This is a genomic window from Actinosynnema sp. NPDC004786, from assembly GCF_053601135.1.
The window spans coordinates 29,991-43,712 of the sequence record NZ_JBSGBG010000006.1; the positions used below are offsets into that span (position 1 = coordinate 29,991).

17 protein-coding genes are annotated in these 13,722 nt (G+C 71.6%); 8 read left to right on the forward strand and 9 right to left on the reverse strand.

The features are described from left to right. Positions 1-127 precede the first annotated feature (127 nt). Together ACWEFJ_RS06910 and ACWEFJ_RS06915 are read right to left on the reverse strand one after the other, a co-directional pair. Entirely contained in the window at positions 128-346 is a 219-nt protein-coding gene (locus tag ACWEFJ_RS06910; protein ID WP_449713190.1) for a hypothetical protein, read from the reverse strand. Between the two features lie 155 nt (positions 347-501). Then, the gene (locus ACWEFJ_RS06915) at positions 502-765 is read right to left on the reverse strand and encodes a hypothetical protein (RefSeq protein ID WP_378083852.1); all 264 of its coding nucleotides are present in this window, start codon (positions 763-765) and stop codon (positions 502-504) included. Positions 766-866: 101 nt separating this feature from the next. On the opposite strand from ACWEFJ_RS06915, the gene ACWEFJ_RS06920 reads away from it, so the two are divergent. The 3 genes from ACWEFJ_RS06920 to ACWEFJ_RS06930 all read left to right on the forward strand — a co-directional run bounded on the left by ACWEFJ_RS06920 (position 867) and on the right by ACWEFJ_RS06930 (position 2,650). Then, entirely contained in the window at positions 867-1,733 is an 867-nt protein-coding gene (locus ACWEFJ_RS06920; RefSeq protein WP_378083851.1) for a helix-turn-helix domain-containing protein, read from the forward strand. Continuing rightward, positions 1,730-1,912 carry a DUF397 domain-containing protein gene (locus ACWEFJ_RS06925; protein WP_378083850.1) on the forward strand — a complete coding sequence of 61 codons (183 nt, stop codon included), beginning with the start codon at positions 1,730-1,732 and terminating at the stop codon, positions 1,910-1,912. The genes ACWEFJ_RS06920 and ACWEFJ_RS06925 overlap by 4 nt, the downstream gene beginning before the upstream one ends. A 96-nt stretch (positions 1,913-2,008) precedes the next feature. Then, the gene (locus ACWEFJ_RS06930) at positions 2,009-2,650 is read left to right on the forward strand and encodes an esterase/lipase family protein (RefSeq protein WP_449713191.1); all 642 of its coding nucleotides are present in this window, start codon (positions 2,009-2,011) and stop codon (positions 2,648-2,650) included. A gap of 51 nt (positions 2,651-2,701) precedes the next feature. On the opposite strand, the gene ACWEFJ_RS06935 is transcribed toward ACWEFJ_RS06930, so the two are convergent. The 4 genes from ACWEFJ_RS06935 to ACWEFJ_RS06950 form a co-directional block, all read right to left on the reverse strand. After that, positions 2,702-3,376 carry a hypothetical protein gene (locus tag ACWEFJ_RS06935; protein ID WP_378083846.1) on the reverse strand — a complete coding sequence of 225 codons (675 nt, stop codon included), beginning with the start codon at positions 3,374-3,376 and terminating at the stop codon, positions 2,702-2,704. Between the two features lie 83 nt (positions 3,377-3,459). Next, positions 3,460-5,277 (reverse strand): dynamin family protein, encoded by a 1,818-nt coding sequence (locus tag ACWEFJ_RS06940; RefSeq protein WP_449713192.1) that lies wholly within the window; start codon positions 5,275-5,277, stop codon positions 3,460-3,462. Beyond that, on the reverse strand, positions 5,274-5,651 hold the full coding sequence (gene grpE, locus ACWEFJ_RS06945; RefSeq protein WP_378083841.1) for a nucleotide exchange factor GrpE: 378 nt from the start codon (positions 5,649-5,651) through the stop codon (positions 5,274-5,276). Before grpE ends, ACWEFJ_RS06940 begins: the two co-directional genes overlap by 4 nt. After that, positions 5,648-7,180 carry a dynamin family protein gene (locus ACWEFJ_RS06950; RefSeq protein WP_378083839.1) on the reverse strand — a complete coding sequence of 511 codons (1,533 nt, stop codon included), beginning with the start codon at positions 7,178-7,180 and terminating at the stop codon, positions 5,648-5,650. The genes grpE and ACWEFJ_RS06950 overlap by 4 nt, the downstream gene beginning before the upstream one ends. 86 nt (positions 7,181-7,266) lie before the next feature. Here ACWEFJ_RS06950 and ACWEFJ_RS06955 point away from each other — a divergent pair, with 86 nt between their 5' ends. From ACWEFJ_RS06955 to ACWEFJ_RS06965, 3 genes are all read left to right on the forward strand, one after another. Further along, entirely contained in the window at positions 7,267-7,743 is a 477-nt protein-coding gene (locus ACWEFJ_RS06955) for a hypothetical protein (protein WP_378083838.1), read from the forward strand. A 106-nt stretch (positions 7,744-7,849) separates the two neighbouring features. Further along, positions 7,850-9,013 (forward strand): sensor histidine kinase, encoded by a 1,164-nt coding sequence (locus tag ACWEFJ_RS06960; RefSeq protein ID WP_378084012.1) that lies wholly within the window; start codon positions 7,850-7,852, stop codon positions 9,011-9,013. A 30-nt stretch (positions 9,014-9,043) separates the two neighbouring features. After that, complete coding sequence (locus ACWEFJ_RS06965; protein WP_106616155.1) at positions 9,044-9,700, forward strand: response regulator; 657 nt, start codon at positions 9,044-9,046, stop codon at positions 9,698-9,700. Positions 9,701-9,721: 21 nt separating this feature from the next. Here the strand turns inward: ACWEFJ_RS06965 and ACWEFJ_RS06970 are convergent, their stop codons facing one another. Both ACWEFJ_RS06970 and ACWEFJ_RS06975 read right to left on the reverse strand, forming a co-directional pair. Further along, positions 9,722-10,624: an SDR family oxidoreductase gene (locus tag ACWEFJ_RS06970; protein WP_449713264.1), complete on the reverse strand. Its 903-nt coding sequence runs from the start codon at positions 10,622-10,624 to the stop codon at positions 9,722-9,724. Positions 10,625-10,629: 5 nt separating this feature from the next. Next, positions 10,630-11,205, reverse strand: coding sequence for a TetR/AcrR family transcriptional regulator (locus ACWEFJ_RS06975; RefSeq protein WP_378083836.1), 576 nt, complete (start codon positions 11,203-11,205; stop codon positions 10,630-10,632). Between the two features lie 50 nt (positions 11,206-11,255). Between ACWEFJ_RS06975 and ACWEFJ_RS06980 the strand changes: the two genes are divergently transcribed. Further along, on the forward strand, positions 11,256-12,050 hold the full coding sequence (locus tag ACWEFJ_RS06980) for an HAD family hydrolase (protein ID WP_449713193.1): 795 nt from the start codon (positions 11,256-11,258) through the stop codon (positions 12,048-12,050). Between the two features lie 96 nt (positions 12,051-12,146). Here the strand turns inward: ACWEFJ_RS06980 and ACWEFJ_RS06985 are convergent, their stop codons facing one another. Beyond that, positions 12,147-12,581 (reverse strand): PPOX class F420-dependent oxidoreductase, encoded by a 435-nt coding sequence (locus ACWEFJ_RS06985; RefSeq protein WP_378083831.1) that lies wholly within the window; start codon positions 12,579-12,581, stop codon positions 12,147-12,149. A gap of 214 nt (positions 12,582-12,795) precedes the next feature. Between ACWEFJ_RS06985 and ACWEFJ_RS06990 the strand changes: the two genes are divergently transcribed. After that, the gene (locus ACWEFJ_RS06990) at positions 12,796-13,716 is read left to right on the forward strand and encodes an ABC transporter ATP-binding protein (RefSeq protein WP_449713194.1); all 921 of its coding nucleotides are present in this window, start codon (positions 12,796-12,798) and stop codon (positions 13,714-13,716) included. The last annotated feature ends 6 nt before the right edge of the window (positions 13,717-13,722 follow it).

Sequence of the window (13,722 nt, forward strand, 5' to 3'; positions counted from 1 at the left end):
GCGAATGGCTCCGCCCGCCCCGTGGAGGGCGTGCCGTTTAAGGGATAGACGGAGGTTAGCCGGGTTAATCCCGGGTAACGCACATCCGACCTGTCGCCTGCCTCACAAAACCGATTCTGGAATCGATTCAGCACCCGATCACCACAAATCCGGGTGTGACCTGGGCTTTAGTCGGTGGAATGCAAGGGGTGACCGGTGCGTCGATCGCCACACGTTCAAGTGACTGAACCAAGGTGACGGTGAGAGCGCTCTCATGGCGTGACGCAAAAATTGCCGCGTCAAAATGACCGGATTTCTCAACCGTTTCAGGAACGGGCGCGCCGGCGTTCCCGGCAGCGCGCTCCACGACTCTTCCGCCTGTGCCACAAGGGATTCGGCGAACGCGGCCGGGTGCTCCAGTGTCGACGGCCAGCATGTGGATCCCGCCGTTCCGACCCGGACCGCATACGGCCCGGCCGGTCGACCACCCACACGGCTGTCGCGTCGTCCCGGCGCACGACGTCACCGCGACAGGGGCAGGACCTCCGCACCGGGGTTCGCGGTCAGGTCCGCCTCGGCGCGGGCGATGGCCGCGTCGAGGGCCGCCCGGAAGTCCGCGATCGAGGTGTCTTCGAGCTGGAAGCAGAACTCGTCGCCAGGGCCGAGGAGTTCCAGGACGCCGTTGTTCACGTTGATCGTGCACACGGCCGCTTCACCCTGGTCGTCCTGGCACCGGAGCAACCACTCCCGCCGCTCCCGGTCCTTGCGGATCACCCTCTGCGCCATACCGCTCCTCCTAGCTGGTTGTATGTCACCGGACACCCCGAGTAACCCCTATAGATTAGGGTTCCGATAGCCCGTTAGCGATAACCCGATGGAGTGGACACATGGCGCTGGCGCGGCAGACCATCGAGCGCCTCCAACTGGGGCTTGCCCTCACGCGGCTGCGCACCCAGGCGAAGAGGTCCCAGGGCGAGGCCGGCGCGGCGATCGGCCGCACCGCGGGCAGGATCAGCCAGGTCGAGAACGGCAAGGGCGGGCTCGGCGTCGACGAGCTGACCAAGCTCCTCGACCTCTACGGCGCGCAGGGCCGGGAGCGCGAGACCATCCTCGCCCTCGGTGCCGCTGCCAGGCGACGAGCGCCACGCCGGGGATATGTCGACAACCTGCCGGAGCCCTTCCAGCGCTTGGCCGAGTTGCAGGCTGCGGCCACCGGGATCCGCTGGTACGAGTGCGGGGTGATTCCGGGCCTGGTCCAGTCCAAGGACTACGTCCGGGCGATCATGGCGTTGTCCAACTCGATCTACTGGCCCGATTCGGAGACGGAGACCGCCGAGCGCACCGCGTTCCGCCTCGACCACCAGCGCCGGGTGTTCGAGACCGGTGCCCCGAAGCGGATCGAGATCGTCTTCACCGAGGACTCGCTGGACCACGTGATCGGTGACGGGTCGGTGATGCGCGGGCAGGTTCTGCACCTGCTCCAACTCCTGGAGAGCTATCCCGACCTCGACATCGGTGTGGTGCCGGCGGGCACCGCGGACAACCCGGCGTTGGGCGGCGGCTTGGTGGTCCTCGACTTCGCCCAGTCCACACCGGTGAGCTTCGCGACCAGCCTGCACGGTCCCGCGCCCTACTACGATCAACCCGAGGACGTCGAGCCGATGCAGCGGATCTTCGACCGGGTCAGGGAACTGGCGCTGAGCCGGGCGGACACCCGGGCGCTGCTGATCGAGCGGATCAAGGAGGGCACGTGACCGCGCGCGACACGGGGTGGGTCAAGAGCAGTCGCAGTTCCGGCGGCAGCAATGCGTGCGTCGAAGTGCGGTTCCGCGAAGCGACGGTGGGCGTCCGGGATTCGAAGAACGCCGACGGTCCCGCCCTGAATGTCCGGAAGGGCGCTTGGCGGGCGTTCCTGCTCTCGCTCGACAAGTGATTACACCGATGTCGGGCGGTCGATAACGCGTCAAGCTCCTCCGCAGAGGATTTCCCCTGCACCGGAGGTGACCACGTGCGTCGAGTCATCGGAGTCTTGGCGGCACTCGGTTTGGCCCTGCTCGCGCCCGTCCCCGCGGCGAACGCCGCGACCAGCACCCCAGTCGTCTTCGTCCACGGCTACACCGGCAGCGCGTCGAACTGGGTCACGGCCCAGTCGGTGTTCCGCGCCGCCGGGTGGTCGAGCAGCCGGCTGTTCGCCTACGAGTACAACTCCTACGGCGACAACGTCGCCAACGCCCGCGGCCTGGCCACGTTCGTGGAGCGGGTGAAGTCGCAGACCGGCCAGTCGAAGGTGGCGATCGTCAACCACTCCATGGGCGGCCTGGTCAGCCAGTACTACCTGAAGGTCCTGGGCGGCAACACCAGCGTCAGCCACCTCGCGTCGATCGCGGGCGCGAACCACGGCACCACGGCGGCCGGGGCGTGCCTGGTCTTCGTCACGTGCCAGCAGATGTACCCGGGCTCGTCGTTCATCGCCCAGATCAGCAGCGGCGACGAGACGCCCGGCAGCACCCGTTACGCGACGTGGTACTCGCCGTGCGACGGGGTGATCCTGCCCTACACCAGCACCCCGCTGAGCGGGGCGACGAACAACTACGTGCTGTGCCAGACGCACCTCGGCTTCCTGGCCGACACGCTCGTGCTGTCCGACATCGCGAGCTTCGTCAGGTCGTGACCGCCGGGCCGGCGCGCCGCCTCGCCCGGGGCGGCGCGTCGGCGTCGCGGGTCAGTTCGGGCTGATCCACTGGCCGGTGACGGAGTCGATGCGCACCACGCCGGACACCGTGACCTTCTCGCCGGACCACGCCTCGTCGCTGTCGGGCGTGTACTTGCCGTCCTCGCCGATGCGGCCGTGCTCGACCTCGGTCCACTCGTCCTCGCCGGTGTGCCGGGAGACCGTGACCTCGCCGTCCTGGGTGATCTCGGTGGCCAGGTCGGCGGTGCCGTCGCCGTCGGCGTCGGTGAACAGCCAGGTGTCGCCGTCCTCGTCCTTGACGACCGCGGTGTCGGCGCGGCCGTCGCCGTCGGTGTCCTCGGTGGCGGGGCCGACGTTCTGGTCGCCGCCCTCCTCCATGTCCACCACGATGTCCCGGCCGGTGTTGGTGTTGGTCTGCCGGCTGTCGTCGTCCGAGGGGTCCACGGCGATCCACTCGCCGGAGTCCTCGTCGAACTCGGCCTGGCCGGTCAGCTCGCCGTCGGCGTCGAACGTGCTCATCAGGTCGGCGTCGCCGTCGCCGTCGGTGTCGCTGAACGCGAGGTGCCCACCGTCGCCGGTCTCCACGACCGCGCTCTCGTCGACCCCGTCCTGGTCGAGGTCGTAGGTCGCCTCGGCGGTGTACTCCTCGTCACCGACCGTGACCTTCAGCTCGCCGTCGGTCGCGCCTGTTTCGTCGATGTACACCGTTTCCCACCCTCCTGCGTCCTGTACCGCTTGGACTCACGTTATGCCTGTTCGGTTCCGTTGGGGAAGTTCCGGCGCACCGGTCAGGCGCGGTCGCGGACGGCTCGGATGCGGGACAGCAGGTCGTCCACCTTCGTGCGGCCGGCGGTCAGCTCGGCCAGGCGGCGCGTGACGGACTGCAGCGCCTTGGCGCGTTCCCCCGCCTCCATCCGCAGGGCCTTGTCGACCTCGCGCAGCTCCGCCTCGATCGCGTCGACCCGTTTGCCCAGCGCGTCGTCCAACGCCAGCGACAACTGCTGCTCGGCCTCGATCAGCTGCTCCGCGACGAGCTGGTCGACGGTGGACCGGGCGTCCGCGATCGCGTCCGACAGCCACTGCTTGAGGTGCTGCTTGTCGGCCGAGTGCTTCCGGGTCCGCGCCATCCACCAGCCCGCGCCCAGCCCGAGCGCGATGGTCACCGGCAGCACGATCGGGTTCAGCGCCGCCACCCCGAGCCCGGCCAGCGGCAACGCGGCCAGCCGGCCCGCGCCCAACCCGCCGGACACGCCCATGAACACGAGCAGCTTGTCCTCGGCGGTCGGCGTGCGCTTCTCCGGCGGCCGCAGCACCACCGGCGGGGTCGCGCCGCGGGCGAACTGGCCCCGGATCACGGCCAGCTCCTCGGGCGAGAACAGGTCGGCCAGCGCGGCGTCGGCGACGCGGGACAGCCGCGTGGCCAAGCCGGCGCTGATCCGGCCGGACACCACCTGCAACGCGGTGTCCACCTCCTGCGGCAACGCGGCCAGCCGCTCCCGGTCGGCCGAGTCGATCGCCGTGCGGAACCACGTCTGCACGTCCCGCATCTGCCTGCTGACCTCGTGCGATCCCTCCACCCGGGCCCGCTGCACCTCGCCGCGCAGCCGCACCTGCCAGCTGCGCGTCGACGAGCGGCGTTGCGAGTTCAGCTCGTCGCGCCGCGCGCGCAGCGTCTCGGCCTCCTCCTCGCCCGACGACAGCGCGCGCTTGTCCGCCTCGTTGCGCGCGATCAGCTCGTCCAGCACGGTCGCCAGCGCGCGCAGGCCGTTGGCCTCGCCGAGCATCGCGGCCCGGCCGACCACCAGCTCCTGCAACGCCTCCTGCAACGCCCCGATCCCCGACCGCTCGCGCAGCATCCCCGCCGCGTCCGGGTTCGGGGCCTTGGCCGCCAGCTCGAACATCCGCGACGACACCGGGTGGAACGTCGCGCCGCGGAACCTCGGCGCGTGCTCGGCCAGCAGCGCCTGGTCGGCCTCCAGCACCTGCCGCCAGCCCCGGTACTGGTCGACCTTGGTCAACGCGAACACCACGGTCTCGACGCGTTCCCCGACCGTGCGGAGGAAGTCCAGCTCACCGCGCGTGAACGGGGCCGAGGCGTCGACCACGAACAGCAGCGCGGTCGCGGTCGCGGCGGCCTCGGCGGCCAGCTCGCCGTGCACCGAGTCGAGCCCGCCGACCCCCGGCGTGTCCACCACGGACAGCCGCTCCAGCAGCGGGATCGGCGCTTCGACCTCCACGTACCGGGGCGGCAGCATGCCCTCCGGCAGCTCGTGCGCCGCCGACACCCAGTTCACGATCTCCGACCGGTCGAACGGCACCGGCGACATCGACCCGGCGTAGCAGGCGCGGGCCGACCACTCCGACCCGTGCCGGAACACCAGGTAGGTCGCGGTCGCCACCTCGGCGTCCACCGGCGACAGGCCCGGTGTCGCCAGCAGGGCGTTGACCAGCGAGCTCTTGCCCCGGTTCGTCTCGCCGACGACCACCACCGACGCCGGGCCGGACCGGCGGGTCTCCACGAACGACGCGGCCGACGGGTCCAGCGACCGGACCAGGGTCGTCAGCTTCTCCCTGGTCTGCCGGACGAGCTGCGGCAGGCCGGTCATCGGGCGGTGTAGACGGTGACGATCGGGGCGCGCAGCGTCCGGCCGCGATCGGCGAAGCCGACCACCTCGGTCTCGGCCACCACGCCGTCCAGCGACGCGTCCCGCGTCGGCACGGTGCCGCCCGCCTCGTGCCGCGACGGGTCGAACCGCTCGCCGTCGGGCCGCAGCGCGGTCACGCCGATGGCCGCGAGGCCCTCCTCGATCCGCTCCACGACCCCGGCGCTGCGGGCGCGGTCCAGCGCGTACAGGCACAGCTGCACCAGCGCGCGCCGCTCCGCCAACGCCTGGTCGAGCAGTTCGTCGGCGATGGTCGTCCCCAGCGTGCTCTCCACAGCGTGCTCGGACGCCGCGCCGCCCCGTTCCGTTCCGCTCATCGCCGTCCCCGCAGTTGTTGCCAGATCAGGAAGTACGCCCGGTGCACCACGTGGGCCACCCGGCTCTGCGCCGGTGTCGCGCCGAACGACGCGAACGAACGCCACCAGCCCGCCCGCTCCAGGGCGTAGGCCATCAGCTCGTGCGGCGGCCGGCCGCGCATCCCGAGCTGCTCGGACACGTCGGGCGAGCTGCCGAACCGCAGCACCTCTTCGACCAGGTCGTGCGGCATGGCCACGGCCCCGGACGCGACCAGGGTCAACGCCTCCAGCAGCCTCAGCTGGTGCGCCTCGGGCTTGGCCAGCAGGACCTCGATGGCGTCGTGCACGCGCTGCCGCTCGTTCGGGTCGCCCGACGCGGCGGCCAGCGACGTCACCGAGGCGAGCGCGGCGGCGGCCTTGATGCCGTCCGCGCGGGACCGGAACACCGCGTTGAGCTTCGCGCGCACGCCGTGCAGGCCGGAGGCGTCCAGCAGCTTGCGGCGCAGCGCGCCCGCCGTGATGGTCGGCTCGGCGTCCACGGCCTCCAGCGCCTTGCGGACGCCGTACAGGTCGAGCTTCTCCAGCAGCCGGGTGCGGGTGCCGACCGGCACGTCGCACTCCCAGCCCACGAACAGGTCGGCCGAGACGAGCAGGGTCTCGCGGGTGGCCTCGTCCAGCTCGGCGAGCTTGCGCAGCGCGTCCGCGTCGGCCGAGGTGAAGCCGCCGGTCTCGGTGGACTCGGCGACCAGGCCGATCACCGGCAGCACGTCCGCGACGCGCGGCTTGAGCGTGAGCGCCTGCCGTTCGGCGAGGAGCACCGCCGCCTGCCAGGTGTCGCCGTGGGAGCCCTCCACGGTCTCGGCGGCGATCGTGTCGGCCTTGTTGAGCACCGCGATCGCGTTCACCGGACCCGCCTCGCGGCTCGCCGTCGCCGCGGTGAACGCGGCCAACGCCTGCTGGTCGTCCGCGCGCACGCCCTGCGTCACGACGTACAGCACGGCCTCCGCGCCGGCCACCGCGTTGCGCGACACCGGGTCGAGCCCGTCGGGGTCGATCCCCGCGCCCAGCAGCGACTCGGTGCGGGCCACCGACGCGGCGTCGAGCGACCCCAGGCCCGGGGTGTCGATCACGGTCAGGTCCCGCAGCACCGCGTTGGTCAGGTACGCCTCGATGTGGGACACCTCGTCGACGTCCACGCCGAGGTCGCGCGGGATGGAGCCGTTCGCCTCGAACGGCAGCACCTGCTTGCGGCCGTCGGTGAACACCACCTCGACCCGGTCCACCGTGCCGTACTGGAACCGCGTCACGAGCCGTGTGCACTCGCCCACGTCGGTCGGCGCGACCCGGCGTCCGATCAACGCGTTGACGAGCGTCGACTTGCCGGACTTGATCCGGCCCGCGACGGCGACCTGCAGCGGCGCGGACAGCCGGCGCAGCACCTCCCGGAACCCCGCCGCGGTCGCGGGCGACACCTGCGGCTGGAGCCCGACGCACAGGTTCGCGACCGCCGCCGAGAGCGGACCGGCGAGCTGCTTGGCCTGCGTCGTCACGCCGGAGATCGTGCCACGTGGGGGTGACGCGCGGTTTGCGAACGGGGCGACCGGGGTATTTCCGCGACCGACGAGGGAGGTCCGCCATGGAACAGGGATATACGGTGTTCCTGCTGCTCGGCGTGGTGCTGGTGCTCATCGACGGCCAACTGATCTACCGCAGCGGCAAGGGGTACATGAGCCGCGCGTACGGCGACCCGGAGGCGGCCAGGTCGATGACCCGCCTGGCGACGGTGCTCTTCCACCTCGTCGTGCTCGGGCTGCTCGCCATCGTGTCGATCATCTCGGTCAACACCGGCGACCCGGTCAAGGACGTCGTGGTCAAGCTCGGCGTCATGCTCCTGGTCCTGGCGCTGGTCCACGCGTTGACCATGATGATCCTGGGCCGCATCCGCGACCGGCAGCTCCAGCAGCAGCTGGCCGACGAGATGGCCGAGGAGCACCGCCAGTACGAGCAGCAGCGGGCGGTGCCGCCGCAGACGCGGGTGGAGCCGGTGGCCGGCGCGCCCGCGCCGAGGGTCGAGGACAAGCTCGACCCGACCCAGATCAAGACGGTCCGCTGAGCCGGCGGCCATCCGCCTGGAGGACTAGCGGGGGTCAGCCCGTGGCGCGACGCGCGTCGCGCCGGCCCGTACCTAACCTGGTCACGTGCGGCGGCTGAGCCTGTGGATGCGAGCGCACCCGGTCTTCGGGGATTCCCTGATGGCCGGGTTGCTCGCCGTCTTCGACCTCGGCGTGCTGGGGGCCAACCGCTCGACGGTGCCGGGCTCCACGCTGCTGTTCGTCGGCGCGATCCTGGTCGTGCCGGTGGTGTTCCGCCGCAAGCACCCGCTCGGCTCGTCCTACGTCATCCTGTTCGGCGGCGCGGTCCAGCTCCTCACCCACGGCGACCTCGCCACCGGGATGCCGGTGCGGCTGGCCGACTTCGCGCTCGCGATCGCGCTCTACACGATGGTGGCCTACGTCGGCAGGCGGCAAGGGCTGCTCTACGCGGTCTGGCTGGCGCTGGGCACGTTCGTGTGGGCGGTGTGGCCCATGGGCGCGGGCGTCGAGGCCGCGTTCATCGTCTTCGTGATCGCGGTGATCTTCGGGTTCAGCTGGGCGATGGGCGAGTTCGTCGGGGCGCGCCGCGCCTACCACCGCGAGCTGGAGCAGCGGCTCAAGCTGCTGGAGACCGAACGCGACCAGCAGGCCCGGATCGCGGTGGGCGAGGAGCGGTCGCGGATCGCGCGGGAGCTGCACGACGTGGTCGCGCACGCGGTGAGCGTGATGGTGGTGCAGGCCGACGGCGCGGGCTACGCGATCAAGACCAACCCGGAGCTGGCCGAGGCCGCGGTGCGCACCATCGCCGAGACCGGCAGGCAGGCGTTGACCGAGCTGCGGCGGCTGCTGGGCGTGCTGCGGTCGGAGGACCAGTCGGGCACCCAGTGGGTGCCCCAGCCGGACGCGGGCGACCTGCACGAGCTGGCCGAGACGTGCCGGGCCGCCGGGCTGCCGGTGCGGTTGGAGACGCTGGGCGACATGGATGCGCTGCCGGCGGGCCTCGGGCTCGGCATCTACCGGATCGTGCAGGAGGCGTTGACCAACACGTTGAAGCACGCGGGCTCGGGCGCGTCGGCGACCGTCCGCGTCACCCAGGCGGGTGATCACGTGGAGGTGCTGGTGGCCGACGACGGGTTCGGCACGCCGCACGACCTGGTGGCGGTGTCCGGCGGCAACGGCCTGATCGGTATGCGCGAACGCGCCGGCGTGCTCGGCGGCACGCTGGAGGCGGGCCCCAACCCGGGCGGTGGGTGGCGGGTCCGCGCCGTGCTGCCGCTCGTCCCGTCATAGGGTGCCGGTCGTCCTATGAAAGGTGACAGTGTGATCCGGGTACTTCTCGTGGACGACCAGGAACTCATGCGGATGGGCTTCCGGATGGTGCTCGGCGCGCAGGAGGACGTCGACGTGGTCGGCGAGGCGGCCAACGGGCTCGACGCCGTGCAGCTGGCCGACCGGCTGCGGCCGGACGTGGTGCTGATGGACGTGCGCATGCCGGTGCTCGACGGGGTCGAGGCGACCAAGCGGATCGCCGAGGCGGGCACCGCGAAGGTGCTCGTGATGACCACGTTCGACCTGGACGAGTACGCGCTGTCGGCGTTGCGCAACGGCGCGTCCGGGTTCCTGCTGAAGGACACGCCGCCGGGCGACCTGGTGTCGGCGCTGCGCGCGGTGGCCAGCGGCGACGCGGTGGTGTCGCCGTCGGTGACCAAGCGGCTGCTGAGCCGGTTCCTCGGCGAGGGCGGCGGCGAGCTGCGCGACGCGGCGGTGCTGGAGGCGCTGACCGAGCGCGAGCGCGAGGTGCTGGTGCTGATCGCCAAGGGGCTGTCGAACACGGAGATCGCGCGGAAGCTGTTCCTGTCCGAGGCGACGGTGAAGACGCACGTGGGGCGCATCCTGGCCAAGCTGGAGCTGCGGGACCGGGTGCAGGCCGTGGTGCTGGCGTACGAGACGGGGCTCGTCCGGCCCGGCGACGTCTGACCGGGCCGGACTCGCCGCGCGTCAGCGGTACTTCGACGCGTCCGCGGTCGCCGGGTCGACGCCCGCCTTGTAGACCTCCTCGTACCAGCGGCCCCAGTCCGGCCGCGAGCCGTCCAGGTCGGTGAAGCCGTACTCGCGCATGAGCGTCCACGACGCGAGCGCCTTGCCGGTGAACCGGTGGCGGTCCGGGTCGGCGGCCAGCGCCGCCACGCCGCGGCCCACGTAGTGCGGCGTCTCGGACATCGCGTAGTGCGGTTCCTTGGCGATCGCGTCGCGCCAGTTCTCCTCGGTCACGCCGAAGTGCTCCAGCATCTGCTCCGACCGCAGGAAGCCGGGGGTGACGGCGACGGACGTGGCGCCGAACGCCTCCAGCTCCTTCGCCATCACCGTGCCCATGCGGCGGATCGCGACCTTCACCGAGTCGTAGGCCAGCGACCCGCTGTAGAACTCGTCGCTGTCGCCGTCGGTCACCTCGACCAGCAGCCCGCCCGGCCGCCGGACCAGCAGCGGCAGCAGCCGGTGCAGGGCGACGAAGTGCGCCTCCAGGCTGTTGCGCCACATCCGGAGCTGCCGGTCCAGGTCCTGCTCCCAGAACACCTTGAACTCGGTGTCCGCCTCGCCGCCCCACACGTCGTCCACCAGGACGTCCAGCCGGCCGTCCACTTCGGACTCGATGCGGTCGCGGAACGCGTCCACGTCGGACTGCACGGTGAAGTCGCACCGCACCGGGACGCCCCGGCCGCCCGCCGCCGTGACCAGCTCCGCCGTCTCCTCGATCGTCTCGTCCCGGCCGATCGGCGACTTCCGCTCGCGCGTCGACCGACCGCCGACGAACACCGTCGCGCCCGCCGCGCCGAGCTCCACCGCGATGGCGCGCCCCGCGCCCCGCGTCGCCCCCGTGACCGCCGCGACCTTGCCGTCCAACGCCTTCATCGTCTCCCCTTCCACGCGTCCAGCACCGCGTCGACGTCCTGTGCCAGCCGGTCGGCCAGCTCGCCGCGCGGTCGGACGGACCAGTCCATCGACACGCCGTGGAGCAACCCCGTGAGCACGCGGGCCGCGTGGTCGGGCGGCGGGCCGTGCGGGAGGTCCACCCGTCGGGTGAGTTCCGCCAGGGTCCGCTCGGTCACCGCGTACAGCTCGGCGAGCAGCGCCCGCAGCTCCGGGTCGATCAGGTCGACCCCGAGCTGGGCCAGGTGGTTCTGCGCCTCGGCCGGGTCGACGACGTCCTCGAACCAGGTCAGCAGGGCCGCCCGCAACCCGTCCGCCGGATCGGCCGCCGCGGCCGCCGCCTCCCGCATCCGCCGCACGTTCGCGTCCGCGGTCTGCCTGGTCAGGGCCTGGAGCAGGCCGCTCTTCGAGCCGAACCGACCGGCCACCGTGCCCACCGAGACGCCCGCCCGCTCGGCCACGTCGGCGACGGTGAACCCCGGCCCCTTGCGGCCGATCACCTCCGCCGCCGCGGCCAGCAACCGCTCGTCCGTGATCGTCTTCGGTCGTGCCACGCGGTTATTGAACCACAGTTCAGAAACTATCGCCCAGTAGGGTGACGACAGTGACCTGGAGACCTCGCCTCATCGCCCTGGACATCGACGGCACGATCACCCCCGTGGGCCGCGAGGACGTCTCGCCGGCCGTGCGGGCGGCCATCGGGCGGGCCGTCGACCACGGGGCGCACGTGGTGCTCTCCACCGGCCGCAGCCTCGTCGGCACCCGGCCCGTCCTGGACGACCTGGGCCTGCGCGGCACCACCGCGCTCTGCTCCAACGGCGCGGTCTGGTGGGACACCGACGCCCGTGCCGTCACCCGGAAGGTGGAATTCGATCCCGGCCCGGCGGTCGAGCGCCTGCGCGCCGCGCTGCCCGGGGCGGTGTTCGCGGTCGAGCTGACCGGGGTGGGGAACCTGTCGCTCGGCCGGTTCCCCGACGGCGACCTGTGGGGCGAGGTGCGCGAGGTCGGGTACCGGGAGCTGGTGGGCACGCCGACGTCCCGGCTGGTCATGCGCTGGGTGGGGCGCACGCCCGAGGAGCTGGCGCTGCGGGTGATGGACGTGGAGCTGCCCGGCGTGACGGCGTCGTGCGACCACAACGAGCCGTGGCTCACGCTGTCGCCGCCCGGCGTGACCAAGGGCGCGGCGCTGGAGGAGCTGCGGGCCGCGCTCGGCGTGGCGCGGGAGGACACGCTGGCCATCGGCGACGGCTCCAACGACGTGGAGATGCTGCGGTGGGCCGCCCGCGGCGTGGCCATGGGGCAGGCGCCGGTCGTCGTGCAGGAGGCGGCGGACGAGGTCACCGGGACGGTGGTCGAGGACGGCGCGGCGGCCGTGCTGGACCGGTACTTCGGCGCTTAGCGACCGTCCTGAGCGTTGAACTCAGGGATCCTCAACGTAGGACACGCGCGTTCCGAACGTAGGACACGCGCGTTCTGGACGTAGGACACGCGCGGGTCAGGCGGTGATGTCCTGTTTGGCGACGACCTTGGCGTCGCGGACGCGGACGACCACCTCGCCCGGCCTGCCGTTGCGCTCGGCGAACTCGTCGGCCCGGTCCGCGCCCATGTAGCGGGCGCCGATGCGGCCCGCCCAGTAGCGCACCTGCTCGCGGTCGTCGTCGATCTCGGCCCGGCCGGACACGGTGACGAACGCGAACGGCGGCCGCTCGTCGTCCAGGCAGATCGACACCCGGCCGTCCCGCCGGATCGCCTTGCCCTTGATCGAGTCCAGGTACGTGGTGAACACGAGCGTGCCCCCGTCGAGGTCCACCCAGATCGGCGTGACGTGCGGCGACCCGTCGGCGCGGACGATCGCGAGCTTCGCGGTCCGGGCCGGCGCGGACGCCACGAACTCCCGCCACCAGCCCTCGGGTGCGTCGGTGTAACCCATGACCGCACACCGTAGGGCCATCCCATCCCTGAGAACGACCCGGTGAACGCCTAGGGGACAACTCAGGGTGAACACGGATTACTACAACCGAGGTAGCCGTCACGATAAGACTGAAGTCGCACCGACGAGTCAACTACAGACCGATGTGCGTGCTCCCCGGCTGCGGCAAGGTTGTCAGCGGTCCGGGGGAGATGTGTCGTCCAGGGGAGAAACCATGATCGAGGCTGTCGGCCTCACCAAGCGCTACGGGAAGACGGTGGCGGTGGACAACCTGTCGTTCACCGTCCGGCCCGGTCGGGTCACCGGGTTCCTCGGTCCCAACGGCGCGGGCAAGTCCACCACCATGCGCATGATCCTCGGCCTCGACCGGCCGAGCGCGGGCAAGGTCCTGATCGACGGCAAGCCGTACGCGCGGCTCGACCGCCCGCTGCGCACCGTCGGCGCGCTGCTCGACGCCAAGTGGGTGCACCCCAACCGCTCCGCGCGGGCGCACCTGCAGTGGCTGGCCAAGTCGAACGGCCTGCCCGCCCGCCGGGTGGACGAGGTGCTCGACCTGGTCGGCCTGACCAAGGTCGCCAAGCGCCGCGCCGGGGGCTTCTCCCTGGGCATGTCGCAGCGGCTCGGCATCGCGGGCGCCCTGCTCGGCGACCCGAAGGTGCTGCTGTTCGACGAGCCGGTCAACGGCCTGGACCCGGAGGGCATCCTCTGGATCCGCCAGTTCATGCAGGGCCTGGCCGCCGAGGGCCGCACCGTGCTGGTGTCCAGCCACCTGCTGTCGGAGATGGCGCTGACCGCCCAGGACCTCGTGGTCATCGGGCGCGGCAAGCTCATCTCGCAGTCCACCACCACCGAGTTCGTGGAGCGGTCGACCGAGAACACCGTCCGGGTGCGCAGCCCGCACGCGGACAAGCTGGGGGCGATGCTGATCGACAAGGGCTTCACCGTCCGTGAGGACTCGGACGGCTCGCTCACCGTGTCGGGTGCGCTCAGCGACGAGATCGGGGACATCGCGGCGGCGAGCGGCGTGGTGTTGCACGAGCTGAGCCCGCAACGCGGTTCACTCGAACAGGCATTCATGCAGCTCACGGGCGATTCCGTCGAGTACCACGCCGAACTCGCCGAGACGGGGAAGTGACCACCG

Excerpts from the sequence above, each read along its gene's own strand:
- ACWEFJ_RS06915 (WP_378083852.1), bottom strand. The coding sequence starts at position 765 with ATGGCGCAGAGGGTGATCCGCAAGGACCGGGAGCGGCGGGAGTGGTTG.
- ACWEFJ_RS06920 (WP_378083851.1), top strand. The coding sequence starts at position 867 with ATGGCGCTGGCGCGGCAGACCATCGAGCGCCTCCAACTGGGGCTTGCC.
- ACWEFJ_RS06940 (WP_449713192.1), bottom strand. The coding sequence starts at position 5,277 with ATGACCGGCCTGCCGCAGCTCGTCCGGCAGACCAGGGAGAAGCTGACG.
- grpE (WP_378083841.1), bottom strand. The coding sequence starts at position 5,651 with ATGAGCGGAACGGAACGGGGCGGCGCGGCGTCCGAGCACGCTGTGGAG.
- ACWEFJ_RS06955 (WP_378083838.1), top strand. The coding sequence starts at position 7,267 with ATGGAACAGGGATATACGGTGTTCCTGCTGCTCGGCGTGGTGCTGGTG.
- ACWEFJ_RS06960 (WP_378084012.1), top strand. The coding sequence starts at position 7,850 with ATGCGAGCGCACCCGGTCTTCGGGGATTCCCTGATGGCCGGGTTGCTC.
- ACWEFJ_RS06985 (WP_378083831.1), bottom strand. The coding sequence starts at position 12,581 with ATGGGTTACACCGACGCACCCGAGGGCTGGTGGCGGGAGTTCGTGGCG.
- ACWEFJ_RS06990 (WP_449713194.1), top strand. The coding sequence starts at position 12,796 with ATGATCGAGGCTGTCGGCCTCACCAAGCGCTACGGGAAGACGGTGGCG.